Below are 24,987 nucleotides of genomic sequence, written 5' to 3'. Positions count from 1 at the left end.
GTTTATACAATAATTGTATGCGTGTAGATAAATTTTTATGGTGTGTTAGATACTATAAAACAAGAACAATTGCCACAACGGCATGTAAAAAAGGACAAATTAAAGTAAATGGTGCTGTGGTAAAACCTAGTCGTGAAGTTTATGCTACTGATAGTATTGAATTACGTAAAAATCAAATTAATTATAAATTAACTGTAAATGATATTCCTCCCAACAGAGTTTCTGCAAAACTTGTAGATATTTACAGAATAGATACCACGCCAAAATCAGAATTTGAAGCTCAAGAATTGTTAAAATACTCTAAAGACTATTATAGAAAAAAAGGCACTGGCAGGCCTACTAAAAAAGATAGACGAGATATTGATGATTTTAATACTGAAAATGATTAATTTTAAGCGATTATTTTTAATGATAACTTCATGAAACTAGAGAACAACGTTATTTTAAATCACAAAGAGATTCAGCATAAAATAAAACGAATTGCATTTCAAATATACGAGAGCAACGTTGATGAGCATGAAGTAGTTATTGCAGGTATAGAAAAGAATGGTTTTATACTCGCAAAAAAACTAAAAGCCACTCTTGAAAGTATCTCGGATATTAACCCGATACTTTGTAAAGTTAGTTTAGATAAAACAAATCCCATTTCAGAAATTTCTACATCCCTAAAACCTGCCGATTATACAAATAAATCGATTGTGCTTGTAGATGATGTTTTAAACTCTGGTACAACCTTGATTTATAGTGTAAAGCATTTTTTAAATGTACCTTTAAAACAATTTAAAACCGCTGTTTTAGTTAACAGAAATCATAAAAAATATCCTGTGAAAGCAGATTTTAAAGGCATTTCTCTATCTACATCTTTGCATGAGCATGTAGAGGTTAATTTAAAAGGAAAAACGTATCAAGTTGTTTTAGAATAATTTTAGAATAATCTCTTCAACAATCTCATCTTTTTTCTTGTTGTCGGTTACTATTTTAAGTTCTGCTTTGTTATAAAAATAAGAACGCTCAAATAAATGTTTACCAATAAACTCTAACATAAGCGCCTCTGTTTCTATATGTGCTATTAATGGACGTTTTGCTTTCTTTTTAAATAATTTTTTTGACAAAAAAGGTAATGAGCCATTAAGGTAAATAGATGTTGCATTAGTTGCTGCAACAATTGCTTCCATATTGCCTGCAAAACAAGGCGTACCACCTCCAAGTGCCAAAACAGTATTTTCTTTTAATTTTAACAAACCGTTTAGATATTCAGTTTCTTTTTTTCTGAAATAAATTTCGCCTTTGGTTTTAAATATTTCTTTTACAGATAAATTCTCTTTTTCTTCTATATAATCGTCTAAATCAATTAAATTATAGTCTAATTTTTTAGCTAAAATTTTTCCAACTGAAGATTTTCCAGACCCCATATACCCGAGTAAAACTATGATCATATTATTGCTTGTAATTGATTATTAAAAACATAGATAATTGCACTGCAAAAAAACGAAAATTTATATAAAAAAAGTATTGTTTTATTAATTAAACATTATATATTTGCACCCGCTAACGATAAGTTGGCAACATTATTTAGACCAGTTAGCTCAGTTGGTAGAGCATCTCCCTTTTAAGGAGAGGGTCCTGGGTTCGAGCCCCAGACTGGTCACAAAAAAAGTTAAGCGATTATGCTTAACTTTTTTTATTTTAGCTTACCTCAAAAAAAATGCACACGTGGCGGAATTGGTAGACGCGCTGGCTTGAGGGGCCAGTATCCGTTTTAGGATGTGGAAGTTCGAATCTTCTCGTGTGCACTTTACTCAAAAAACGTTTAAACAGAGAAGTTTTTATTATAAATTGGTTACCCAATATAAGACTCAAAAAAAGAGATATACTATCAGGTTCTCTCTCTAAGATGCTTCTTTTATCTTGTGTAAAATCAACTTCTAAATACAACTTTAGTTTTAAATCAATTTCAAACTAGTAGTAATAGATATACTTAATCTTTAGCTTCTATTGCGTACTTAATTGCTTATAAAACCTTTGGTATTGCTTATTATTTGGGTATAATTGCACCAACTTCATAGCGCTATTCTTAGCTTTACCAACATCACCTTGTTTTTGGTAAATGTAAGCTAGTACATATAGTAAGCTCTCATTATTAGCATCTAATTTTAAACCTTTAGTAGCCACTTGTTCTGCTTGTTTTAGTTTATTTACCTTATCATACAACAAGCTTAAATTATAGTAAAACCTAATATTTTGTGGCATATATTTTATAGCTAAATTCATCTGCTTAATCGCTTCCTCTACTCTATTTTGTTCAGCTAATAATAATCCGTAAGAATAATAGGTTTGAGCAAACTCTGGCTCTTGTGTAATAATAGTTTTAAAAGCCGCTTCTGCTTTTGTAAAGTCATTATTTTTATAATATAAACTGGCAAGATTAGTGCGTATCATATTATCCATATTATCAATCTCAAGTGCTTTTTCATACCATTTTATAGCATTTAGATCATCTCCTTTTTTAACAAAATACAACGCTTTTTTTGCTAGTCCTCCTGTGAAATCTGACGTAACCTCTAAATGTGTTTCGAACTCCTTATTTACTTTTTTGTAAACGTCTTTATAAGCTTTTGGTATTTGCATTTCGTTTAAACCCGCTATAGCCATAAATGCTTTTACTCTAACCGTTCTCTTCTCATCTTTAAGTAAAGGCATAACATAGCGCGCATAGTCGGTAGAGTTTACAGTATTTAAAGCATCAATTGTAGCACCACGAACTATAGGCGAATCATCATTTAAAAATGCCAACATATTATTTACAGCATTTTCATCCATATAATTACTCATTGCTCTTACCGCCGATGCTCTTGCTATTTCTGGGTATATTGTGTCCTTTGATAATTCTAATAACTTTTGAAACCCGTGAGAATCCCCAGTTATGCCAGGTGCTAAAAGCTCAGAAAAATGTTTTTGTTTTGGAGTGCCATGTGTTTTTTTATAGTTTTCCCAGGCCCATTCATCATCTTTATCAGTATGGCATTGTGTACAAGCATTTGGTGTGCCATACTTTAAACTTAAATCTGGGCGAGGAATTCTAAAACTATGATCTCTTCGATAATCATTACCCATGTAAAACTTGCCCGTCATATGACAATTAATACATTGAGAAGCTTCAGTAGATACCTTATGAAAATGATGTGAGGGTGCGTCATAAACTTTAGTATCATGACATTGTGCACATAGCTTATTACCTTGAAATTTTAGCTTTAAGGAATGTGCATTATGGCAATTTGTGCACGTAACATTATTTTGATACATTTTACTTTGAAGAAACGAACCATAAACATAAACTTCATCTAAAATCTGTCCGTCAGGATAATAAATACCCTTTGTGATTAATTGTGGAAAATAATGATCTAAAAATGTACCTTCAAAATTATAAAATTCAGAAAATTGTTCGCGTCTTACGTGGCATCTTGCACATTGATCAACTAGTGCTTTGGGTGTTGTTGTAAACGTCATTTTTATATCACCACCAAACGTATAATTTTCACCTAATGTATTTACACGTTCTATATGACTTTTACCAGGACCATGGCAAGCCTCACAACTCACATTAATTAATGCGTATTTTGTGTTATAACTATGTTTATCTAAATTATAAGCTTTTCTAACATTTGTAGAATGACAATCGGCACACATGGTATTCCAATTTAAGCCACCTCGAGACCAATGCAACCATTCAGAATGTAATACCTTAAAATCGGGATACAAATCAAACCACTTATTTTTTTCAGTATCCCATGCAGTTCTTAAACATTGGTAATGCCCATCAGGAAACTTAACAATATATTGCTGTAAAGGCTCTACGCCAAATGTATATTCAATTTTATAGTCGTAGTACTCACCATCTCGTCCCTCTGTATTTACATAAAAACTGCCATTTTTTTTAAAAAAACGAGACGTTATGTCTTGACTTTTAAACATAATATTGTTAAAGTTTCCCAAAACAGTAGCATCAATAGCAATATCCATCGCTTTGTCATGGTGAGACCCTTTCCAATCCTTAAATTGTTCTTTATGACAAGATGCACACACTTCGTCACCTAAAAAATGAGTATCTGGGATTAAATGAGTAGAAACAAAAACTTCTTTTTCAATATCCTGTGCATCAACATACTTCGAGTTTTCGTTTTTACATGAAAAAAACAATAAAGATGTTAAAATAAAAATTAGCAACCTCATGTATAAAGACTGTAAAACTAATAGGAAAATAAAAAAAATTAATACTCAAAAATACCTAATAATCTCTTATATACAAAGGTTTTAAGAGGCAAATATAATATGTGAAAAAATAAAAAAAAGCACATTGTGAGACTAGAGATTTATCGGTGAAAATAGTCATTTGTTAATTTTTTAAACTTTTATAGTATTTTCTACTATTATTCAATCGGTATTTGTATTTTTGTTTAACGAAAAAGAATAAAAAATGAACAATATACAGGTTAATTTCAGCATTAAAGACCTTGAAAACTTAACAGGTATTAAGGCTCACACTATAAGAATTTGGGAAAAACGCTACGGGTTATTACAACCTAATAGAAGTGATACAAATATTAGAAGTTATAGTTTAGCCAGTCTTCAAAAATTATTAAATATTTCTTTTTTAAACAATAATGGTTATAAAATATCAAAAATTGCAAAATTAACAGAACCTGAAATTCCTATAACAGTTAGAGAAATAGCATCTAGAGCAAAGGTAGAAGATCACGCTATTAATGCATTTAAACTAGCAATGCTTAATTTTGATCAAGTACTGTTTTACAACACCTATAACAACTTGATAAGCAGCAAAAGTTTTAAAGATATTTTTTACGATGTGTTTTTACCGCTTTTAAATGAAATAGGTTTATTATGGCAAACCGATACTATAACACCAGCACACGAGCATTTTTTAACGTCTCATATGAAACAAAAGATTTTGTTGAATATTGAACGTTTACAGAGTTTAGAGCCTAAGCCACTATCAAAAACCTTTATACTTTATTTACCCGACAACGAGGTTCATGATATAGGACTATTATTTATAAATTACCAATTAAGAAGCAAAGGATATCATACCATTTTTCTTGGCGAAAGCGTACCAATGGATAGTTTAGTTAGTGTACTTGAATTTTTTAATGAGATTACTTTTGTATCATATTTTACTGTAAACCCAGAGGCCAGCGAGATACCTAACTACATCACTGAATTTGATAAATTATTGTTAAACAATGATAAAACAGATTTATTACTTTTAGGGCCAAAGTTACAAGGTTTAGACAAAAATTTTGAATTACCAGAGCGTGTAAAACTTCACGATTCCATCGAAAATTTAGTTAAAGATTTATAAATACTATTCTTTTTTGTTTAACTTTTAATTATATTTGTTAAACAATGAAAAAAACAATAGCTATAATAGGTTCAGGGTTCTCAGCTTTGTCTGCAAGTTGCTACTTAAAGCAATATGGATACGAAGTTTCAGTCTTTGAAAAAAACGACACTGTTGGTGGACGTGCTAGACAACTAAAAAAAGAAGGTTTTACTTTTGATATAGGACCAAGTTGGTATTGGATGCCCGATATTTTTGAGAAATTCTTCAACGATTTCGGTAAATCTACTTCTGATTATTACACACTAGATAAATTAAGTCCTGCTTACAAGATATTTTTTAAAGACGAAATTATTACCATTGGTGATACTATGGACAAAATATGCTCAGAATTTGAACGTATTGAACCAGGTAGCGCTAAACCCTTGAGACAGTTTATAAATAAAGCTGCTACCAATTATAATATCGCCATTAATAAAGTAGTATTAAAACCAGGAATTTCTCCTTTTGAATTGGTAACACCTGAAACTGCAACCCGTGTAGACCAGTTTTTTAAAACTATAAGCGGCGATGTTAGGAAAAAATTTAAAAACCCTAAGTTAATATCCACATTAGAATTTCCGGTACTTTTTCTTGGTGCAAAACCAAGTAATACACCATCTTTTTATAGTTTTATGAATTATGCCGATTTTGGTTTAGGTACTTGGCATCCAAAAGGTGGCATGTATGAAGTTATTAAAGCTATGACGTCTTTGGCAGTGAGCTTAGGTGTTAAAATATATACCAATAGCCCTGTAGAAAAAATTGATGTGGATTATAAGACCGCTACATCTATAACTGTAAATGGCGAAATTAAAATATTTGATATTGTTTTAAGCGGTGCAGATTATCACCATTCTGAAACACTTTTAGATGAAAAATATAGACAATACTCAGAAAAATATTGGTCTAAAAAAACATTTGCACCTTCTTCATTATTATTTTACGTAGGCTTTAGTAAAAAATTAAAAAATATAGAACACCATAATTTATTTTTTGACACAAGTTTTGAAACTCATGCAGAAGAGATTTACGACAATCCCAAATGGCCAGAAGATCCTTTGTTTTATGCCAATTTCCCCTCTGTAACCGATGCTTCAATGGCCCCTAAAGATGCTGAAACAGGCTTTTTTTTAATACCAATAGCACCAGGAATAGAAGACACTGATGAGATTAGATCTCAATATTTTGATATTATTATATCTAGATTTGAAAAATTAACAGGGCAAGATGTGGTAAATAATATTATATTTAGAAAATCCTTCTGTGTTAAAGATTTTATTAAAGAATACAATTCTTACAAAGGAAATGCTTATGGAATGGCAAATACGCTATCACAAACAGCTTTTTTAAGACCTAAGTTAAAAAGTAAAAAAGTGGATAATCTCTATTTTACAGGCCAACTTACGGTTCCAGGACCAGGAGTACCACCGTCTCTAATTTCAGGCAAATTAGTGGCACAACTAATTAATAAACATCATAAATAGTATATATGAAAGCATTATTTGATACCGTTTCTTACAACTGTAGCAAAGTAGTAACTAAAAGTTACAGTACTTCATTTTCATTAGCAACAAAAATGCTATCAAATTCAATACGACCTCATATTTATAATATTTATGGATTTGTAAGGTTTGCCGATGAGATTGTGGACTCATTTCACGATTTTGATAAAAAAACGCTTTTCGATAACTTTTCGGATGATTTAGAAAAAGCTATCGAAAATAAAATCAGCCTTAATCCTATTTTAAATTCATTTCAGTACACCTATCACAAACATAATTTAGATAAGAGTATGGTTGATGCATTTATGAATAGTATGCGACTAGACTTATCTAAAAAAGATTACTTATCTGATGAAGAATACAAAGCCTACATTTATGGCTCTGCAGATGTGGTGGGTTTAATGTGTTTAAAGGTTTTTGTTAAGGGTGACGAAGAAAAATACAACGAATTGAAAGACACAGCAATGTCTCTAGGTTCGGCATTTCAAAAAGTAAATTTTTTGAGAGATATTAAAGCAGATTTTGATGAATTAAATAGAAGCTACTTTCCTAATATCGATTTAGATAATTTAGATGAAAATTCTAAACAACAAATTATTGACGATATAGAAAGTGATTTTGAAAAAGGATTAAGTGGTATAAAAAGATTACCAATGGAAGCCAAGTTTGGTGTTTTCATGGCATATCGGTATTACAGTCAGCTTCTAAAAAAACTTAAAAAAACACCTGCACTACAAATTAAAGATACGCGCATAAGAGTTTCTAACCCTAAAAAAATTGAGCTCTTAGCACGCAGTTACGTAAAATATCAATTAAATTTAATGTAATTTATATTATGCAAACATTGTATTGGATACTTATTTTTTTAGGTACTTATACCTTTATGGAATTTATGGCGTGGTTTACGCACAAGTATATTATGCACGGTTTTTTGTGGAGTTTACATAAAGACCATCATCATAAAGACCACGATAGCTGGTTTGAGCGTAACGATACGTTTTTTATTTTCTATGCGGTGGTAAGTATAGGTTTCTTCCTGTTGTGGAGATATACAAGTTTTTGGCCAGGGTTACCTATTGGATTAGGTATTTTTGCTTATGGTATTTCTTATTTCTTTGTACACGATATTTTTATACACCAGCGTTTTAAAATGTTTAGAAATGTTAACAACTGGTATGCACACGGTGTTCGTAGAGCGCACAAAATACATCATAAGCACTTAGGAAAAGGAGATGGCGAATGTTTTGGTATGTTATTTGTGCCGCTTAAATACTTCAAAAAAAAATAATACGAAATGGCGGAACGCTCCCATTTCGATTACATCATTATAGGAAATGGTTTAGCTGGTTTACAACTGGCGCTTAAAATGGCATCTGATGGTTTTTTTAGTGATAAACATATTGCTTTAATTGATCCTTCGGAAAAAAATACAAATGATAAAACTTGGAGTTTTTGGGAAAAAGAACCATCGCAATGGGCAGATTTACCCTATAAAACTTGGCAAAAGGCAAAAATTAACACATCAAAAACAACTATAGATTTAGTATTAGCGCCATACACATACAAATCGATTAGAGCTATCGATTTTTATAATTATGCTAAAACAAAACTAGAAGCACAACAGCACTTCAATTTTATTATTGATAAAGTAACAACTATTACTGATACGCCTAAAACTATTGTAAAAACACAACAACACAGGTATACTGCAACTCATATTTTTGATAGTCGTGTTCCTGATGATTTTTATAATTTGAATAACAGCATCACTATAAATCAACATTTTAAAGGTATTGTCATAAAATCAAAAACTGATATTTTTGATGTTGATACGCTTACAATGATGGATTATCGTTTAAAGGACGGTGCGCAAACTACATTTACTTATGTACTCCCATTTTCTAAAACTGAGGCTCTAATAGAATTCACTTATTTTACTGAAAAAGTTGTTGATGAAGCTGTATATGATATGTTTATTGAAAACTATATAAAAACGTATTTAAACATAAACAATTATGAGGTTTTAGAATCTGAAAAAGGGAATATACCAATGACTACTTTTCCGTTTGATAGTTATAACACTAAAAACATCACAAAAATTGGTACTGGCGGTGGTTGGGTAAAACCCTCAACTGGATATTCTTTTAAACATACCGAAACTAAGGTAGCTAAGATTATTGAAAATATTAAAGCCAGTAAAACACCTTCAAAGCATTTATTCAAACGTAAATATAAGTTTTATGATAAAGTGTTTTTAAAAGTGTTAAAAGATGAAAATCATAAAGGAGAATGGTTATTTCAACAATTTTATGGCAAAAATAATATTGACACCATGTTTCGTTTTTTAGATGAAGAATCTTCATTTGCTGAAGAATTAAAAATCATGTGGTCGCTTTTTTCTTGGAGTTTTATAAAAGCTTTTTTTAAGACACTGTAACAGTAAAACTAACTTCCTTAAAATTATTTTATTTTAATAAATCATCTATAGTTGCTCTAACAGTATCGCTATTCCAATTGGCAGCTCCTGTTTTATCAATAACTATATTTCCTTTAGTGTCTATTAAAAATGTACGCGGTATGGTCTCTACATGAAACACCTCAGGATATGCCGTAACTGGTTGGTATACTTTAAAAGTATACTCATTTTTAGCTAAAAATTTATTTACAGTTTTAGATGGTTCTCCAGAAATAAAAACAAATTCTATCTTATTGTTATAATCATCGTAAAGCTTATGCATACTGGGCATTTCTGCAATACATGGTGCGCACCATGTCGCCCAAAAATTTACAAGTACTACTTTTTCCTTGGTATCCTCAAAATTTAAAGTTTCTCCAGTATTAGCTATTAATTGCCAATTAACGTCTCCTATATGCTCTTGCTCAGATACATCGGCTACAGAAGGACTAAATAATGCCAAACCTTTATTTACAAATACCTGAATAGGCAGTCTGGTTTGCGGTATAATAAACAACGCAGCAATACCCAAAAAAAGTAAGTTTTTAAAGTGTGATTTTTTAAACCTCATGTTTATAGTTTTTTAGCTTCCTCCCAAAATACATCCATTTCAGCAAGTGTCATGTCTACCAATGGTTTGTTAAGCGCTTTTGCCTTTTCTTCTAAATATTGAAACCGTTTAGAGAATTTTTTATTGGTACGTTCTAAGGCATTTTCTGGGTTTATATTTAAAAATCGCGCATAATTTACCATAGAAAATAACACATCTCCAAACTCACTTTCTATTTTGTCGGGGTTTTGTGCTTTAATTTCATCATTAAGCTCGTTTAATTCTTCCTGTACCTTTTCCCAAACCTGTTCTGGCTGTTCCCAATCAAAACCCACACCTGCAACTTTTTCTTGTATTCTATTCGCTTTTACTAATGCTGGCAAACTTTTAGGCACACCTTCTAGCACACTTTTTTTACCTTCTTTAAGTTTAAGGTTTTCCCAGTTACGTTTTACATCCTCTTCATTTTCAACCTTAACATCACCGTAAATATGCGGATGCCTGTTAATGAGTTTTTCGCAAATACCATGACACACATCAGCAATATCAAAATCTTTGGTTTCACTGCCTATTTTAGAGTAAAATACAATGTGTAACAATACATCGCCCAACTCCTTTTTAATTTCTTCTAAATCGTTATCCAATATAGCATCTCCCAACTCATAAGTTTCCTCAATGGTAAGGTGGCGCAAGGTTTCCATAGTTTGCTTTTTATCCCACGGGCATTGTGCACGTAACTCGTCCATAATGGTTAATAATCTATCAAAAGCTTGGAGTTGATTTTCTCTGGAATTCATTTTAAAAAGTTTTTGTAAAAATACAATTTTGATGAGCTGGATCGCACGTAATCTAAGTAATAATTACGCCAAAAAATTGTAATAGTAAATCTTTTAACTTTGTCTAAAAAATCAACTAAATTCGTTGAAATTTAGATATAAGTTATTTGTGTTGAACTTGTTTTGGTATTGAAGTGGATGTATATCTAAGTTGTGTTTCATACCACAATAATACGAATAGAGATTAAAATTTATGACAGAAAAAGGAGACTACATTGTTTATGTAGATGAATCAGGAGACCACGGATTGAAAAATATTGACAATAATTACCCAATATTTGTTTTGACTTTTTGTTGTTTTAAAATATCTGATTACATAGAGCAAGCAGTTCCAGAACTTCAACGTTTTAAATTTAAGTATTTTGGGCACGACCAAATAGTTTTACACGAAATAGATATAAGAAAGACTAAAGAGCCTTTTAAGTTTTTGCGAACTAACAGAGAATTAAGAGAAAACTTTATGTCAGATTTATCAAAAATTATCGAAAACATACCTTTTCAGATTGTTCCTATCGTTATTGACAAAAGAAAACTTATGTCGAAATACAATAAGCCTTTTAACCCATATCATTTAGGTTTACGCTTCGGTTTGGAAAAGCTAAATCAGATACTATTATATAACGGTCAAGAAGGAAAAGAAATTTCTTTGATTTTTGAAAAAAGGGGAAATAACGAAGACAAAGATTTAGAACTTGAATTTTTGAGAATTTGTACTGAAAATCAACAGTTCGGATATAAAAATATAAACTTTGGAAAAATGGTATATAAATTTTTAATCTCTGACAAAAAAACAAATTCTAGTGGATTACAATTAGCTGACCTAACAGCTAGACCAATTGGACTGAAATATTTAAAACCAAGTCAAGTAAATAGAGCTTATGATATAATTGAAAAGAAGAAATTTGGTTATAAGGTATTCCCATAAAAAACAAAATCCCCAGTAAAGACCGAGGAAAAATGCCGACCGGGAAAAGCCCAATCCAAGTACAAATATACATAATATATATGTATTGACCAAAAAAAGCAAAGTACGAAAACACAACAACGTATATAAAACATAGCTAACATAGGCTTTCCGAGAGGTTTTTGTATATTTACAAAGTACACCAAATTTTTTTTTGGTTATATTTATAAGATAAAATTAAACATAAAAACAAAAAATTCGGCTCGTGTATAATCCGAAAAGTTAGCATCTATTTATACGCTACGTTTCATATACGAGGCCGTTGTGCAATTTGAACGAATAGATGAAATACGTATTATTAATTATAATTACTCTAGCTGTACAATTTGAGGTTCGAAGTCAGGAAGTGGCTTTAAATAAAGTCAGACTTGAATCTGACTCGACAATCAAAATAGTTTATGTACAGATAAAAATAGATGGAGTAAAGTTAGATTCCTTAAACAGGATAAAACTTTTAGGAAACGCTTCTGTATTTACTGATGAATCGAAAGAATATATTTCAGACTGGTTTTATAGTGATGATTATTTAGATAATTACGATAATAATTATACTATAGTTTTTGACTCTATTCCAAATCAAGTCAACAAATTCAAAAGAATAAGTGGCACACTTCGATTATTTAATCCGAGTGAAGAAAAAAGTTCGATTGTTAGGGTTTCAAATGACGAATCGACTTTCAATTCAAATATTATATCCCAAAACTCAAATAATATTAAAGTTGTCCCAATTGATGGATTTTTACTTCATAAGCTGAAATGGAAAAAAAGAAAAATTAGGAAATACATTGCTGAAATTATTAATCAAAACCAATTGAATGAAGTTTTGTTATTAAAAACTTTGAGCCAATACTTTGAGCAAAACAAAAAAACCAAATTCCTCAAAAAGGTTTCCGATTATATCCTTTTCTATATTGAAAAGGAAAATTTTGAGGTTATGTCAATTTCCATAGACGATACAACCAAAAATGAAAAACGTTATGTTTCTTCAAAATTAAATGGACCGAAATCAGCAATTTGGAGTTTTATAAATTATAAACCAAAATTGAATAATAATTTCATTATGGAGGTCATATATGAAAATGCTGAGTCTATAACTGAGTTTAATTTTGAACTTTTAGATGTGGATTTAAAATAAAAACTGCACACAACATCTAATACAATTAATTCAAGCCTACTAAAGAAACCCTACACTATACCATCAAGAAACCCAACAAAAACCCAACTCAAAACTCTACACTATCAAACACCACCACCATCAAAACCAACAGTCAGCAATCCATAAAAAACAGTACTAATTAGCCACTTCACTGATAAATTTTATGCGGTATAAACGGAGTTCTTCATCATCGTAATCGCCATCAAATTCTTCTATAGCGTCTTCAATACTATCTGTTTCAGATTCCATAAAATACTCATGAATTTCTTCTTGCTGGTCTTCATCTAAAACATCATCTATCCAATAATTAATATTGAGTTTTGTACCCGAAAACACAATAACCTCCATTTCTTTAATAAAGTCGTCCATGGTCATCCCTTTAGAAGATGCAATATCATCTAGCGGTAGTTTTCTATCTACATTTTGAATGATATATAGCTTATTTGCAGAGTTACTACCTGTAGATTTTACAACCAAATCGTCTGGACGCATAATATCGTTATCCTCTACATAAGTGGCAATAAGCGTAACAAAATCTTTACCGTATTTTTTGGCTTTACCGTCTCCCACACCGTGAACATTACTTAACTCTGTTAGGTTTACGGGATACTTAAGCGCCATATCCTCTAACGACGGATCTTGAAAAATAACAAACGGTGGCACCCCAAGTTTTTTAGCATTCTTTTTTCGTAAATCTTTTAGCATGCTCATGAGTTTATCATCAGCAACACCACCGCCTCCTTTTTGGGCAGTTATAATACCAGAATCATCACTATTTTCATCAAACACATGATCTTCGGTCATCATAAAAGATTGTGGCGTTTTAATAAAGTCTTCGCCTTCTGGAGTTAATTTTATAACACCATAAGTTTCAATATCTTTTCTTAAATAGCCTGCTACTAGTAATTGCCGTAATAATGCCATCCAATATTTAGCATCTTCGTGCTTACCATCACCAAAAAACGGCTGTTCATTGGTTTTATGTGAGTTTATAAGTGCATTTTCTTTACCAACAATAACGTTTACTAGATCCTTAGATTTATATTTGGCATTAGTACCTTTTACAATACCTAAAAGTAGTGTGGCGTTATCTTTTGCCTCTACCTGTTTTTTGGGGTTACGAACGTTATCGTCCATATCGCCACCATCACCCGTTTTGGTATCAAAAGCTTCACCAAAATAATGGAGTATAAATTTTCGTCTAGATATTGATGTTTCGGCAAATGCTACAACTTCTTGTAGTAATGCATGCCCTATTTCTTGTTCTGCAACGGGCTTACCAGACATAAATTTTTCTAGCTTTTCTATATCTTTATAGGCATAGTAGGCTAAACAATGGCCTTCGCCACCATCTCTACCCGCTCGCCCAGTTTCTTGGTAGTAACTCTCTATACTTTTTGGGATATCGTGATGTATTACAAAACGCACATCTGGTTTATCTATACCCATACCAAATGCTATTGTGGCTACTACAACATCGGTATCTTCCATTAAAAACATATCTTGATGCTTAGATCGTGTTTTGGCATCTAAACCTGCATGATACGGCACCGCCTTTACACCATTTACTTGTAATACTTGAGCTAGCTCCTCTACACGCTTTCTGCTTAAACAGTATACAATACCAGATTTCCCTTCGTTTTGTTTTACAAATCGAATAATATCTACATCTACTTGTTTTGTTTTTGGGCGTACCTCGTAATACAAATTAGGTCTATTAAATGAAGCCTTAAATGTTGTAGCGCCAGAAATACCCAAGTTTTTTATAATATCTTCTTGTACTTTTGGCGTAGCAGTTGCCGTTAAACCAATAATTGGAATATTATCGCCTATTCTACCAATAATATGTCTTAAATTACGGTATTCTGGTCTAAAATCATGTCCCCACTCACTAATACAATGGGCTTCATCTACAGCCATGAAAGAGATTTTTACAGTCCGTAAAAACTCTACATTTTCTTCTTTAGTAAGAGATTCTGGAGCAACGTACAATAATTTTGTAACTCCATTTGTAATATCTTCTTTAACACGTTTTACTTCGGTTTTATTAAGAGAGGAGTTTAAAACATGTGCAACACCATCTTCTTTAGAAATACCGCGGATAGCATCAACCTGATTTTTCATTAAGGCAATAAGTGGAGACACTACAATAGCTGTACCCTCTTCCATTAACGCTGGCAATTGATAACATAGAGATTTACCACCTCCTGTTGGCATGATCACAAATGTGTGATTACCCTGTAAAATACTTTTTATAACTGCTTCTTGAAGTCCTTTAAACTTATTAAATCCGAAATACTTTTTTAATGCATCGTGCAAATCTACTTTTGCGATAGACATAAAACTTTTAAAATTTATTTACTAATTAATTATCATACGTTGCCCTTATAAGCTAATAATTTAGCAACATATATAGAGAGCCCTCATTCTTTTTTTCGTTAGTTTTGTAAACGAAATTTGAATTTACGATAAAATTTTAAATTGGCTATCGATAAAGATAACAAAATCTTTAATTGAGCACAATATCATTAAAAACACATAAATTTTGAGTAGCAAAGCAAGTATTATCAAAGTGGCAAAACAAACCATAGAAATGGAGGCTAAAGCCATTTTAAATTTATCAACATTAATTGATGCTAATTTTGCAAATACTGTAGATCTTATTTTTAACTCTAAAGGACGTGTAGTTATTACTGGTATTGGAAAAAGTGCTATAATTGCTAGTAAAATAGTAGCAACACTAAACTCTACGGGTACGCCTGCAATTTTTATGCATGCGGCAGATGCTATTCATGGCGATTTAGGGTTAATTTTAAAAGACGATGTTGTTATCTGTATTTCTAAAAGCGGAAACACCCCAGAAATTAAAGTACTTGTACCCTTAATAAAAAGTGCTAAAAATAAAATGATAGCAATAACAGGTAATGTAGATTCCTTTTTAAGTAAGCAAGCAGATTTTGTTCTAAATGCTTATGTAGAAAAAGAGGCCTGCCCAAACAACTTAGCACCAACCACAAGTACCACGGCGCAATTAGTTATTGGCGATGCACTTGCGGTATGTTTGCTTGAAAAACGAGGCTTTTCTAGTAAAGATTTTGCAAAATACCACCCTGGCGGTGCTTTAGGTAAAAGATTATACTTAAGAGTAAACGATATATCATCTGTAAACCAAAAACCTAAAGTAACACCCAATTCTAGTATCAAAGAAGTTATTGTTGAAATTTCCGAAAAATTACTAGGTGTTACCGCAGTTGTAGAAAATAATACCATTTTAGGCGTGGTAACTGATGGCGATTTACGTAGAATGTTAAGTAAAACTGATGATTTTTCTGCGCTTACCGCAAAGGATATTATGAGTAAAAACCCAAAGCGAATTTCGCCTAACGCCATGGCAGTTGATGCTAAAGAGCTTATGGAAACCTTTGGTATCACACAATTATTGGTTGAAGACAATGGCAAATATGCTGGTGTTATTCATTTACACGATTTAGTTAAAGAAGGAATTATATAATGGCAAAAAAAGCTGTAAACGAGATGTCGTTTTTAGACCATCTAGAAGAATTACGTTGGCATTTAATACGTATTATACTAGCAGTAGTAATAATAGGCACTGTGGCATTTATATCTAGCCGATTCATTTTTGATGAAATCATTTTCGCCCCCTTAGAAATGAGTTTTCCAACCTACGATTTACTGTGTAAATGTGCCAATTTTATAAACGTAGAAACCTCATTTTGTGGTGATAAAATACCCTTAATTTTACAAAACCGTACCATGGCAGGACAATTCTCTGCCGATATTTGGACAGCCGTTTTAGCAGGATTCATCATAGCATTCCCTTACGTAATTTTCGAATTGTGGCGCTTTATAAGTCCAGCAATGCATGCCAATGAGCGTAAACATTCACGCGGCTTTATCGTAATATCATCACTACTATTTTTCTTAGGTGTACTTTTTGGTTACTACATAATTTGCCCACTATCCATTAACTTTTTAGCAAATTATAGTATCTCTAGCAAAGTAGATAATCAAATAGATATCAGCTCCTATATAGGCTTAGTAAGGTCATCAGTATTAGCATCTGGTATCATATTCGAGTTGCCCATCATCATATATTTCCTAACTAAAGTTGGGGTAGTAACACCAGAATTTCTTAGAAAATATAGAAAATACGCATTAGTTATCGTTTTAATACTCTCGGCAATTATAACACCACCAGATATTACTAGCCAAATTATAGTAGCCATACCCGTTTTAGTACTATACCAAGTAAGTATTTACATTTCTAAACTAGTAGTTAGAGGGCAACGAAAAAAAGCAAAAGCATAGTATCATTAAACACCATTTTTTTGGGCGCTACCACAAGGGTCGGGCTTTACGTTACAAGTCCTCGCACCTCCTACGTCGGGCTGTGGGCTTTCCTCTGCAATCCCTAGCGCGGGTTTACCTGCCATAGTTAGTAATTCAACCTAAAAATATTACATATTTACAAAAGTGTTATATGCCATTAAAGCTTAAAATAAATTGCAGAACTACACCACAAACAACAAAAACAGTTAACTAAACGTTATACACCCGTAACAATTTTCTCAATTAATTAAAATTTCCGTAATTGCACTTATGATTCTACGCGCTGAAAATTTAATGAAGTCCTATAGCGGACGAAAAGTAGTAAAAGATGTATCTCTTGAAGTAAAACAAGGGGAAATTGTTGGGCTTTTAGGGCCTAATGGTGCCGGAAAAACAACATCATTCTACATGATTGTGGGCTTAATAAAACCCAATGGCGGCCACATATATTTAGAAAATACCGAAATTACCAAATACCCTATGTACAAACGTGCACAAAACGGTATTGGATATTTAGCACAAGAGGCATCAGTATTTAGAAAACTAAGTATAGAAGATAATATTTTAAGTGTTTTACAACTTACTAAGCTTAGCAAGAAAGAACAGCTAATGAAAATGGAATCGCTTATTGAGGAGTTTAGCTTAGGACATATACGTAAAAGTAGAGGCGATTTATTATCAGGTGGCGAGCGCCGTCGTACAGAAATTGCACGTGCCTTAGCAACCGACCCTAATTTTATCCTTTTAGATGAACCCTTTGCAGGTGTAGATCCTGTTGCTGTAGAAGACATACAACGTATAGTAGCACAACTTACCAAGAAAAACATTGGTATTCTCATTACCGATCATAACGTACAAGAAACGCTAGCCATTACCGATAGAACCTATTTAATGTTTGAAGGTGGTATATTAAAACACGGTATTCCAGAAGATCTCGCAAATGATGAAATGGTACGTAAAGTGTATTTAGGTCAGAACTTCGAGTTGCGTAAAAAGAAAATCAGGGAATAGTTAATTATATTAACCACACCCTGATTTGTTGTATTATATAAGTAATTAAACTCTAATTTTTAAGAGCTGCAGCATCAGCTACAGTTGGAAAATCCCAAACAAAATTTCTTCTATTAATAAGTCCAAAATCACCACCATCATCCCAAACTACAGGTACAATGCCTTTATCAATACAAGCCTCTGCAAAATAATCAGCATGCTTAAAACGTTCGGTAGCATTAGCTAATATACCAATACTTCCCCACTCTCCCATTATTACTGGAAGTCCTTTAGACATAAAATTAGCATCTATTCTATTCATTAATGCATCAACATCAGCTTTATCTTGATCTGTTCCCCAATCTGGATCGCTAGCATCTAATGCAAATCTAAACGGGAAATAAGCATGTATCGAGATAATTAAATCAGGATCATTAGGGATAATAAGATCATCCCAGGTTTTTTGTACTACAGATGCTGCATACGGCGTTATCATAACTTTACGCTTAGCATTATTACCACCAGTAGCGCGAATTGCACTTAAAATAGTAGCATAGTAATCATTTAAAACATCTCTACCTTCCTGTGTACCACCACTCCATTCTTCTGGAGTATCCTTGTGTCTAGGTTCATTCAACATTTCAAAAATTAAAAAATCACTTTGGTTTTTAAAGGTATTAGCTATTTGCGTCCAAACCTTATCTAATTGATCTCTTGTAGTCGCAGACTGTGATTGTACAGGAACTATCCATTTATCGTCATGATGTACATTAAGTATTACGTACATACCTTTTGACAGCGCGTGGTTTACAATAGAACTAACTCTAGAAAAATAGTTTTCTTCCACTTCATAATCTGGAGCATCTCCCATATTATAACCCCATGTTACCGGTAATCTTAATGTTCTAAAACCTCTATCATAAACTGCATCAACAAGATTAGTGCTAGGTAGCGGATTTCCCCATGCAGTTTTATCGTTGTCGCGGACATCAAAGGCATTACCCAAATTCCAACCAGGTCCCATATCTGCAACTAATTCAGAAGGTGATATATCTCGTATAACACCAACTACTTCTTCTACTTCTTCTTCCTCTTCTTCTTCTTGCTCTATTTTTACTATTTCTTCATCGCCTGAGGTAGAACAAGCAAAGTTAACAACCATAGAGCAGCACAATACTGCTAATAAAAATATCTTTTTCATAATCATAATTTTTTATACAAATATAATGGGAAATCAAAAAAATTATTGTGACAAAACAAGCATTTGATGTAAAAAATATGCTTTATATATAAAAACTGATAGATTAAACAGTGCTTTACCTGTAAAATACTACATCATCACTTTTTATTTTTAAGATCTTCTTCCTGCTCTTTTAATATCTTTTTTTGATAACGCCCTTGTACAATATCAGTAACTATTAAGATAGCTATTACAAAGTAAAATGTTGTTTTACTCATAGACTCTATAGGGTTTCCAAACAACTTTAAATGTGCTAAATGGCCCCCTTCGGTTACCAACATAATACCTACAATAAATAAAATAAAAAGTCCAAGTACTTCATACATTCTATTTTTTGCCAAAAACACTGATATTTTGTCTGCTAAAAATAGCATTAACAAACCGCTTATAACAATGGCAATTGCCATTACAATAAATGCTGTTGTAGCATTATCAATTTCGTTAGTAAGCCCAATTGCTGCCAATATAGAGTCAAAAGAAAACACCAAATTCATAAGTACAATACTCGCTATAACAGCGTTTGAAGATTTTGAACCTTTACCATCATTACCTACTGCATCACTTAAATCGTGTTTTGCAATCATATGCCAAATTTCCTTTATAGCTGTGTAAATAATAAACCCACCACCGGCAAGTACTATTAAGCTATGCCCATTAAATGCAAAACTTGCTACATCTTCAACATCACCTGTTAAAAAAGAAAAAGGTTCTTGAAAAAAGTCGATAATGGATACCAATACAAATAGCAACACAATTCTTAAACCTATAGCTATAAGAATACCTACTTTTCTAACACGTTTTTGATCTGCTATTGGTGCTTTTTTCGATTCTAAAGAAATGTACAATAGGTTATCGAACCCTAAAACAGCTTGTAATAACACAAGCATTAAAAGTGTAAAAATAATTTCTAACATAATTTTATTTTGATGAATTATCTATAATAGACATGATGATATAAAGTACTATTAGTAATGGTATAGCCGCAAACTTAAGCACAATTAGCAACACTAAACACAATATGATAAAAATGTAGCGTATGGCGTTTGCTTTAAAACCATATTCTTTAAATTTAAGAGCAAATAGTTTTACGTTAGCATTTAATATCCAACAGCTAAAAATGGTTAACCCTATTAAAAACCACTTATTTAAAATAATGGCATTAATAGCGTCGTTATTTTGATACTCTAAAATTAAAGGTAATGCTATAATTAACAAGGTATTTGCTGGCGTTGGCAACCCTTTAAAAAAGTTTTGCTGTTCGGTATCAATATTAAATTTTGCTAATCTATAGGCAGAAGCTAACGTTATTGATAGACCTAGAAGTGGTACTATAGATATTTTTATTCCCGCAAAAAGCATAGTCTCAGTCCATTGCTGTGAATTTTCTATGTGTTTAATAATTCGATCATCCGAAAGTTCTAGTAGCTTATACATCACTAAACCAGGTACTAAACCACTTGTTACCATATCAGCTAAAGAGTCTAGCTGTACCCCAAGTTCGCTTTGCACATTTAGTTTTCGGGCTGCAAAACCATCAAAAAAGTCAAAAAATATACCTAAAAACACAAATAATGCGCCAGCAATAAAATTACCGTGCACTACAAATAGTGCAGCGATACATCCGCATAATAAATTAAGCAGTGTTATAGCATTAGGTATGTGTCTCTTCATTACTAAATATTTTGGTAAAAATAATAAACAATTTTACTTGGAGGTAACATAAGTACAATATCTACACTAATTTGTAGTTTATAGGGTAACATTTCGTCTAAATTAGTATAGTTTTAAGAGCGCAATAGCTTGTTTTCTGAACTATATGTTATGATAGAAAATGTATAATGTGCATCTTTGTAAAAAAATTGCGATTGAGGTATTACATAACTGCATTATTAAGCTTAATAACGTTATCCATCTATAGTCAAACCGTTAGAAAATACTCTAATGAGTTTTTAAATATTGGTGTGGATGCTGCTGCATTGGGCATGAGTAGCGCAGTTACGTCTCATTCTGCCGATGTAAATTCTGGATATTGGAATCCTGCTGGATTAGTGCATATAGAAGACAATCAACTTGCATTGATGCACTCTAGCTATTTCGCAAATATTGCCAATTATGATTATGCCGCTTTTGCTATGCCAATAGATGATAGAAGCGCCATTGGTATCTCACTTATTCGTTTTGCGGTAGATGATATTTTAAATACAACACAGCTTATTGATGACCAAGGTAATATTAATTATGACAGAATTAGTTTATTTTCTACTGCTGATTATGGCCTTACGTTTTCATACGCTCGTAAACTCCCTGTACAAGGTTTAAATTACGGTGTAAATGCCAAAGTAATAAGACGAATTATAGGTGATTTTGCATCCGCATGGGGATTTGGCTTAGATGTTGGCATTCAGTTTGAAACACAAAACGACTGGAAGTTTGGTGTTATGGCAAGAGATATTACAACCACTTTTAATACTTGGGCTATTGATGAAAATGAGTTTGCAACTATTAGAGATGCTGTAGAAGGGCAAAACCAAGAATTACCAGAAACTACTGAGATTACCATACCTAAACTGCAAATTGGGATTTCTAAATTAATGACGTTTCATTACGATTATTCACTTTTAGCTTCAGCAAATTTAAACGTTCGTTTTGAACAAAACAATGATGTGTTTTCATCATCTTTTGCTAGTGTAAATCCTGCACTTGGTTTTGAGTTTGGTTATTTAGATATGGTGTATTTACGTGGTGGCATGGGTAACTTTCAAAATGAATTACAAATTGATAATTCTGAGCAGCTCACCTTTCAACCAAGTTTTGGAGTGGGTTTTAAATATAATGGCGTACAGATAGATTATGCCTTTACCGATATTGGCGACCAAAGTGTAGCACTCTATTCTAATGTTTTTTCTTTAAAACTTGATTTTAGTATCTTTAGATAATGCGACACGTTTTATTATTATTTACACTATTTATTCCATTATGTATTTCTGCACAAAAGCTGGAGATATCAGAAAACTCAGAAATTAGTGTACTTACCATAGGCCCTGGCAACACACTAAATGATGCCTTTGGCCATAGTGCTTTTAGAATTAAAGATGATACAACTAAAATAGACTTAGTATTTAATTACGGCGTTTATGATTTTGAAGCTCCCAATTTTATTTTAAAATTTGCACAAGGCAAACTAAATTATTTAATTGGTTTAAATCGTTTTGATGATTTTTATAATGCATACACACATCAAAACAGAAGTATAAAAGAACAAACTTTAAATTTATCAACTGCTGAAAAACAAAAGCTATTTAACTACTTAATTGACAATTACAAACCAGAAAATCGCAGGTATTTATATGACTTTTTATTTAATAACTGCGCAACAAAAATTAAAGATGTTACCAAATTAGTTAGTAATAATGCACTAGAATTTAATACACCTAAAAATTATAAAAAAGCAACATTTAGAACGCTTATTCAAGAAAATCTTAATAAAAACTCATGGGGAAGTTTTGGTATAGACTTAGCGCTTGGTTCTATTATTGATAGAGAAGCAACACCTGAGCAACACATGTTTTTGCCAAAAAATATTTATAGTTTTTTTAAAAATGCAAAAAAAGGAAATGAAGCTTTGGTTAGTAGTAATACTATTCTATTTTTAAAAAAACAAGAACAATCAACATCAAATTTTTTATTAAGTCCGTTATTTATTTTTAGTTTAATTGGGTTGCTAATTATTTTTATAACCTACAGAGATTATACTCGTGAAAAACGCACAAAAATTTTAGATATTATTTTATTTGGGTTAACAGGTTTAGCTGGTATAATTATTTTGTTATTATGGTTTGCTACAGACCATCAAACAACTCAAAACAACTACAACTTATTATGGGCAAATCCTTTAAATATTATATTATTATATCAGGTTTTTAAAAATAAATTAAGCCGCTGGTTTAATAAGTATCTAAAGTTTTTAGTAATATTACTATGCCTTTTAGTATTTCACTGGTTAAGTGGTGTACAAGTATTTGCAATTGGGCTAATTCCCTTATTATTAGGTATTATAATTCGGTATATATATCTTATAAAATATACTGGAGTGAAAAAAACTACTGTCCTCTAAAAAAGATTATAGTACTTAAGGTTTTTACTAAAATATTTACATCTAAAACAAAATTTCTGTGTTTGATGTAATAAAGATCATACTGTAATTTAAGTAAGCTATCGTCTACAGATGATCCATATCTAGTTTTTACTTGTGCCCAACCTGTAAGCCCAGGTTTAACGATATGTCGTGTTTCATAAAAAGGTAATATTTGAGACAACTCTCTTACAAAATGAGGGCGTTCTGGACGAGGTCCAATCAAACTCATTTCACCTTTTATAACGTTTATAAATTGTGGAATTTCGTCAATACGTGTATTTCGCATAAACTTACCAAAGGTTGTAATTCTTGTATCATTTTTTTTAGCCCAAACAGCACCGTCTTTTTCTGCATTAACAACCATTGTTCTAAGTTTAATAATACTAAATAAATTACCATTTCTACCTATACGCTCTTGGGTATAAAATAAAGGTCCTTTGTTTGCTAACAAATTTCCTAAAAACACAAATGGTATAATTAATGCCCCAAACAAAACACCAACAAGGGAAATAAGAATATCAAAAAAGCGATGAAAGAAAAGGTACATCTTATTTTGATTGCTTCGGCTAAATGGGAAATATTTGTAAAAATCTTTACCAACAAATTGTACTGGTACACGCTGTGTTAATTCTTCATAAACCTGTGTGTATTCTTTTACAGGTAAGCCGCCTTCGAGAAGTGTTATAAGATCTGTATAGATTTGTGGTGTGATATTTTCAGAATTATAACTAGCTACTACAACTTCTGAAATATTTTTATCTTTTATAACTTGATAAATTTGCTTTGGATGGTATTCTGGAAGCCCCTTAAATTTAATTTTTTCGCCTTTATTAATTTCACAATTAATAAAACCTACTATTTTATAATTGGGATCTGCATCATTAAATGTTTTTAAGATTGTGGGTATATTTGAAGTTTCACCTACTAATAAAACCTTTTTATAAAAGCGAGGAGAGGTCACAAAAGTTATGTATGCAAAACGCCATATCAGTAAAGCCGACAAAATTGAAACGAAAAAATACAAAATCTGCAATCGGTTTTCAGGCAGTACTGGAGTTAAAAAAGGAGTTAATAAATAAAATAAAACAGTAGTGGATGTTGTTAGTAAAATATTTACCCAAACTTTTTCAAATTTACTAGAATTTTGAAGATCGTATAATTCAAAAATTGAACCAAAAATAAATATATAAACTACCAGTACAAGTATCCATGTCCAATTTTCTTTAGTGATTTGAAAATAATCAAATTCAAAAATAATTCCAACAAAATACAGTAGTGCTAAAACAAAAATTACATCACATATTCTTAGTAAAATTTTACGTTCAGAAATATTAAAGTGAATGCCTGTTTTATCCATTAATGAGAGGGCGTTTTAGGAGGTTCCCAAATATAACAAGTTATTTTATATAAA

At 31.7% G+C, this 24,987-nt stretch carries 23 protein-coding genes and 2 tRNA genes; 16 read left to right on the top strand and 9 right to left on the bottom strand.

Annotation, left to right across the window (positions count from 1 at the left end; translation table 11 throughout):
• The first annotated feature begins 17 nt into the window (after positions 1-17).
• Both ACKGJY_RS08740 and ACKGJY_RS08735 read left to right on the top strand, forming a co-directional pair.
• Positions 18-389: an RNA-binding S4 domain-containing protein gene (locus ACKGJY_RS08740; protein ID WP_413973499.1), complete on the top strand. Its 372-nt coding sequence runs from the start codon at positions 18-20 to the stop codon at positions 387-389.
• Positions 390-419: 30 nt separating this feature from the next.
• Complete coding sequence (locus tag ACKGJY_RS08735; RefSeq protein WP_413973498.1) at positions 420-923, top strand: phosphoribosyltransferase family protein; 504 nt, start codon at positions 420-422, stop codon at positions 921-923.
• Here the strand turns inward: ACKGJY_RS08735 and ACKGJY_RS08730 are convergent.
• Positions 915-1,436 (bottom strand): shikimate kinase, encoded by a 522-nt coding sequence (locus ACKGJY_RS08730; RefSeq protein ID WP_413973497.1) that lies wholly within the window; start codon positions 1,434-1,436, stop codon positions 915-917. The genes ACKGJY_RS08735 and ACKGJY_RS08730 overlap by 9 nt on opposite strands.
• A gap of 139 nt (positions 1,437-1,575) precedes the next feature.
• Between ACKGJY_RS08730 and ACKGJY_RS08725 the strand changes: the two genes are divergently transcribed.
• Together ACKGJY_RS08725 and ACKGJY_RS08720 are read left to right on the top strand one after the other, a co-directional pair.
• Positions 1,576-1,648: transfer RNA gene (locus ACKGJY_RS08725), tRNA-Lys, on the top strand.
• A gap of 59 nt (positions 1,649-1,707) precedes the next feature.
• A tRNA-Leu gene (locus ACKGJY_RS08720) sits at positions 1,708-1,793 on the top strand.
• A 199-nt stretch (positions 1,794-1,992) separates the two neighbouring features.
• Here ACKGJY_RS08720 and ACKGJY_RS08715 read toward each other — a convergent pair.
• Positions 1,993-4,230, bottom strand: a complete 2,238-nt coding sequence (locus ACKGJY_RS08715) for a tetratricopeptide repeat protein (RefSeq protein WP_413973496.1) — start codon at positions 4,228-4,230, stop codon at positions 1,993-1,995.
• Positions 4,231-4,474: 244 nt separating this feature from the next.
• On the opposite strand from ACKGJY_RS08715, the gene ACKGJY_RS08710 reads away from it, so the two are divergent.
• Genes ACKGJY_RS08710 through ACKGJY_RS08690 form a run of 5 tightly spaced genes read left to right on the top strand, consistent with a single transcriptional unit; the run spans position 4,475 to position 9,337 of the window.
• Entirely contained in the window at positions 4,475-5,377 is a 903-nt protein-coding gene (locus ACKGJY_RS08710) for a MerR family transcriptional regulator (RefSeq protein ID WP_413973495.1), read from the top strand.
• A 44-nt stretch (positions 5,378-5,421) separates the two neighbouring features.
• A complete protein-coding gene (locus ACKGJY_RS08705) occupies positions 5,422-6,882 on the top strand; it encodes a phytoene desaturase family protein (RefSeq protein WP_413973494.1) in 1,461 nt (486 codons plus the stop codon).
• A gap of 5 nt (positions 6,883-6,887) precedes the next feature.
• Positions 6,888-7,727, top strand: a complete 840-nt coding sequence (locus tag ACKGJY_RS08700; protein WP_413973493.1) for a phytoene/squalene synthase family protein — start codon at positions 6,888-6,890, stop codon at positions 7,725-7,727.
• A gap of 8 nt (positions 7,728-7,735) precedes the next feature.
• Entirely contained in the window at positions 7,736-8,188 is a 453-nt protein-coding gene (locus ACKGJY_RS08695; protein ID WP_413973492.1) for a beta-carotene hydroxylase, read from the top strand.
• Positions 8,189-8,194: 6 nt separating this feature from the next.
• Complete coding sequence (locus ACKGJY_RS08690) at positions 8,195-9,337, top strand: lycopene cyclase family protein (protein WP_413973491.1); 1,143 nt, start codon at positions 8,195-8,197, stop codon at positions 9,335-9,337.
• Positions 9,338-9,365: 28 nt separating this feature from the next.
• Here the strand turns inward: ACKGJY_RS08690 and ACKGJY_RS08685 are convergent, their stop codons facing one another.
• Positions 9,366-9,926: a TlpA family protein disulfide reductase gene (locus ACKGJY_RS08685; RefSeq protein ID WP_413973490.1), complete on the bottom strand. Its 561-nt coding sequence runs from the start codon at positions 9,924-9,926 to the stop codon at positions 9,366-9,368.
• A 2-nt stretch (positions 9,927-9,928) separates the two neighbouring features.
• Complete coding sequence (gene mazG / locus ACKGJY_RS08680; RefSeq protein WP_413973489.1) at positions 9,929-10,702, bottom strand: nucleoside triphosphate pyrophosphohydrolase; 774 nt, start codon at positions 10,700-10,702, stop codon at positions 9,929-9,931.
• Positions 10,703-10,934: 232 nt separating this feature from the next.
• On the opposite strand from mazG, the gene ACKGJY_RS08675 reads away from it, so the two are divergent.
• Positions 10,935-11,666, top strand: a complete 732-nt coding sequence (locus ACKGJY_RS08675) for a DUF3800 domain-containing protein (RefSeq protein WP_413973488.1) — start codon at positions 10,935-10,937, stop codon at positions 11,664-11,666.
• 322 nt (positions 11,667-11,988) lie between these two features.
• Positions 11,989-12,840 carry a hypothetical protein gene (locus tag ACKGJY_RS08670; protein ID WP_413973487.1) on the top strand — a complete coding sequence of 284 codons (852 nt, stop codon included), beginning with the start codon at positions 11,989-11,991 and terminating at the stop codon, positions 12,838-12,840.
• Positions 12,841-12,996: 156 nt separating this feature from the next.
• On the opposite strand, the gene ACKGJY_RS08665 is transcribed toward ACKGJY_RS08670, so the two are convergent.
• On the bottom strand, positions 12,997-15,201 hold the full coding sequence (locus ACKGJY_RS08665; protein WP_413973486.1) for a RecQ family ATP-dependent DNA helicase: 2,205 nt from the start codon (positions 15,199-15,201) through the stop codon (positions 12,997-12,999).
• Positions 15,202-15,454: 253 nt separating this feature from the next.
• On the opposite strand from ACKGJY_RS08665, the gene ACKGJY_RS08660 reads away from it, so the two are divergent.
• The 3 genes from ACKGJY_RS08660 to lptB all read left to right on the top strand — a co-directional run bounded on the left by ACKGJY_RS08660 (position 15,455) and on the right by lptB (position 18,222).
• Positions 15,455-16,372, top strand: coding sequence for a KpsF/GutQ family sugar-phosphate isomerase (locus ACKGJY_RS08660; protein WP_413973751.1), 918 nt, complete (start codon positions 15,455-15,457; stop codon positions 16,370-16,372).
• Positions 16,372-17,190: a twin-arginine translocase subunit TatC gene (tatC, locus tag ACKGJY_RS08655; protein ID WP_413973485.1), complete on the top strand. Its 819-nt coding sequence runs from the start codon at positions 16,372-16,374 to the stop codon at positions 17,188-17,190. The genes ACKGJY_RS08660 and tatC overlap by 1 nt, the downstream gene beginning before the upstream one ends.
• A gap of 291 nt (positions 17,191-17,481) precedes the next feature.
• Complete coding sequence (gene lptB / locus ACKGJY_RS08650; protein WP_413973484.1) at positions 17,482-18,222, top strand: LPS export ABC transporter ATP-binding protein; 741 nt, start codon at positions 17,482-17,484, stop codon at positions 18,220-18,222.
• Between the two features lie 52 nt (positions 18,223-18,274).
• On the opposite strand, the gene ACKGJY_RS08645 is transcribed toward lptB, so the two are convergent.
• From ACKGJY_RS08645 to ACKGJY_RS08635, 3 genes are all read right to left on the bottom strand, one after another.
• Positions 18,275-19,402, bottom strand: a complete 1,128-nt coding sequence (locus ACKGJY_RS08645) for a glycoside hydrolase family 5 protein (RefSeq protein ID WP_413973483.1) — start codon at positions 19,400-19,402, stop codon at positions 18,275-18,277.
• A 137-nt stretch (positions 19,403-19,539) separates the two neighbouring features.
• Entirely contained in the window at positions 19,540-20,355 is an 816-nt protein-coding gene (locus ACKGJY_RS08640) for a TerC family protein (RefSeq protein WP_413973482.1), read from the bottom strand.
• 4 nt (positions 20,356-20,359) lie between these two features.
• Entirely contained in the window at positions 20,360-21,112 is a 753-nt protein-coding gene (locus tag ACKGJY_RS08635) for a CDP-alcohol phosphatidyltransferase family protein (protein WP_413973481.1), read from the bottom strand.
• A 194-nt stretch (positions 21,113-21,306) separates the two neighbouring features.
• Between ACKGJY_RS08635 and ACKGJY_RS08630 the strand changes: the two genes are divergently transcribed.
• Both ACKGJY_RS08630 and ACKGJY_RS08625 read left to right on the top strand, forming a co-directional pair.
• The gene (locus ACKGJY_RS08630; RefSeq protein ID WP_413973480.1) at positions 21,307-22,377 is read left to right on the top strand and encodes a PorV/PorQ family protein; all 1,071 of its coding nucleotides are present in this window, start codon (positions 21,307-21,309) and stop codon (positions 22,375-22,377) included.
• The gene (locus ACKGJY_RS08625) at positions 22,377-23,555 is read left to right on the top strand and encodes a DUF4105 domain-containing protein (RefSeq protein ID WP_413973479.1); all 1,179 of its coding nucleotides are present in this window, start codon (positions 22,377-22,379) and stop codon (positions 23,553-23,555) included. Before ACKGJY_RS08630 ends, ACKGJY_RS08625 begins: the two co-directional genes overlap by 1 nt.
• On the opposite strand, the gene ACKGJY_RS08620 is transcribed toward ACKGJY_RS08625, so the two are convergent.
• Positions 23,542-24,933 (bottom strand): sugar transferase, encoded by a 1,392-nt coding sequence (locus ACKGJY_RS08620; protein ID WP_413973478.1) that lies wholly within the window; start codon positions 24,931-24,933, stop codon positions 23,542-23,544. The genes ACKGJY_RS08625 and ACKGJY_RS08620 overlap by 14 nt on opposite strands.
• Positions 24,934-24,987: the final 54 nt, after the last annotated feature.

It is taken from the genome of Hyunsoonleella sp. 2307UL5-6, assembly GCF_047345485.1.
Lineage (GTDB): Bacteria > Bacteroidota > Bacteroidia > Flavobacteriales > Flavobacteriaceae > Jejuia.
The sequence above is the reverse complement of the archived record's forward strand: the minus strand, read 5'-3'. Positions and strand labels throughout refer to the sequence as shown.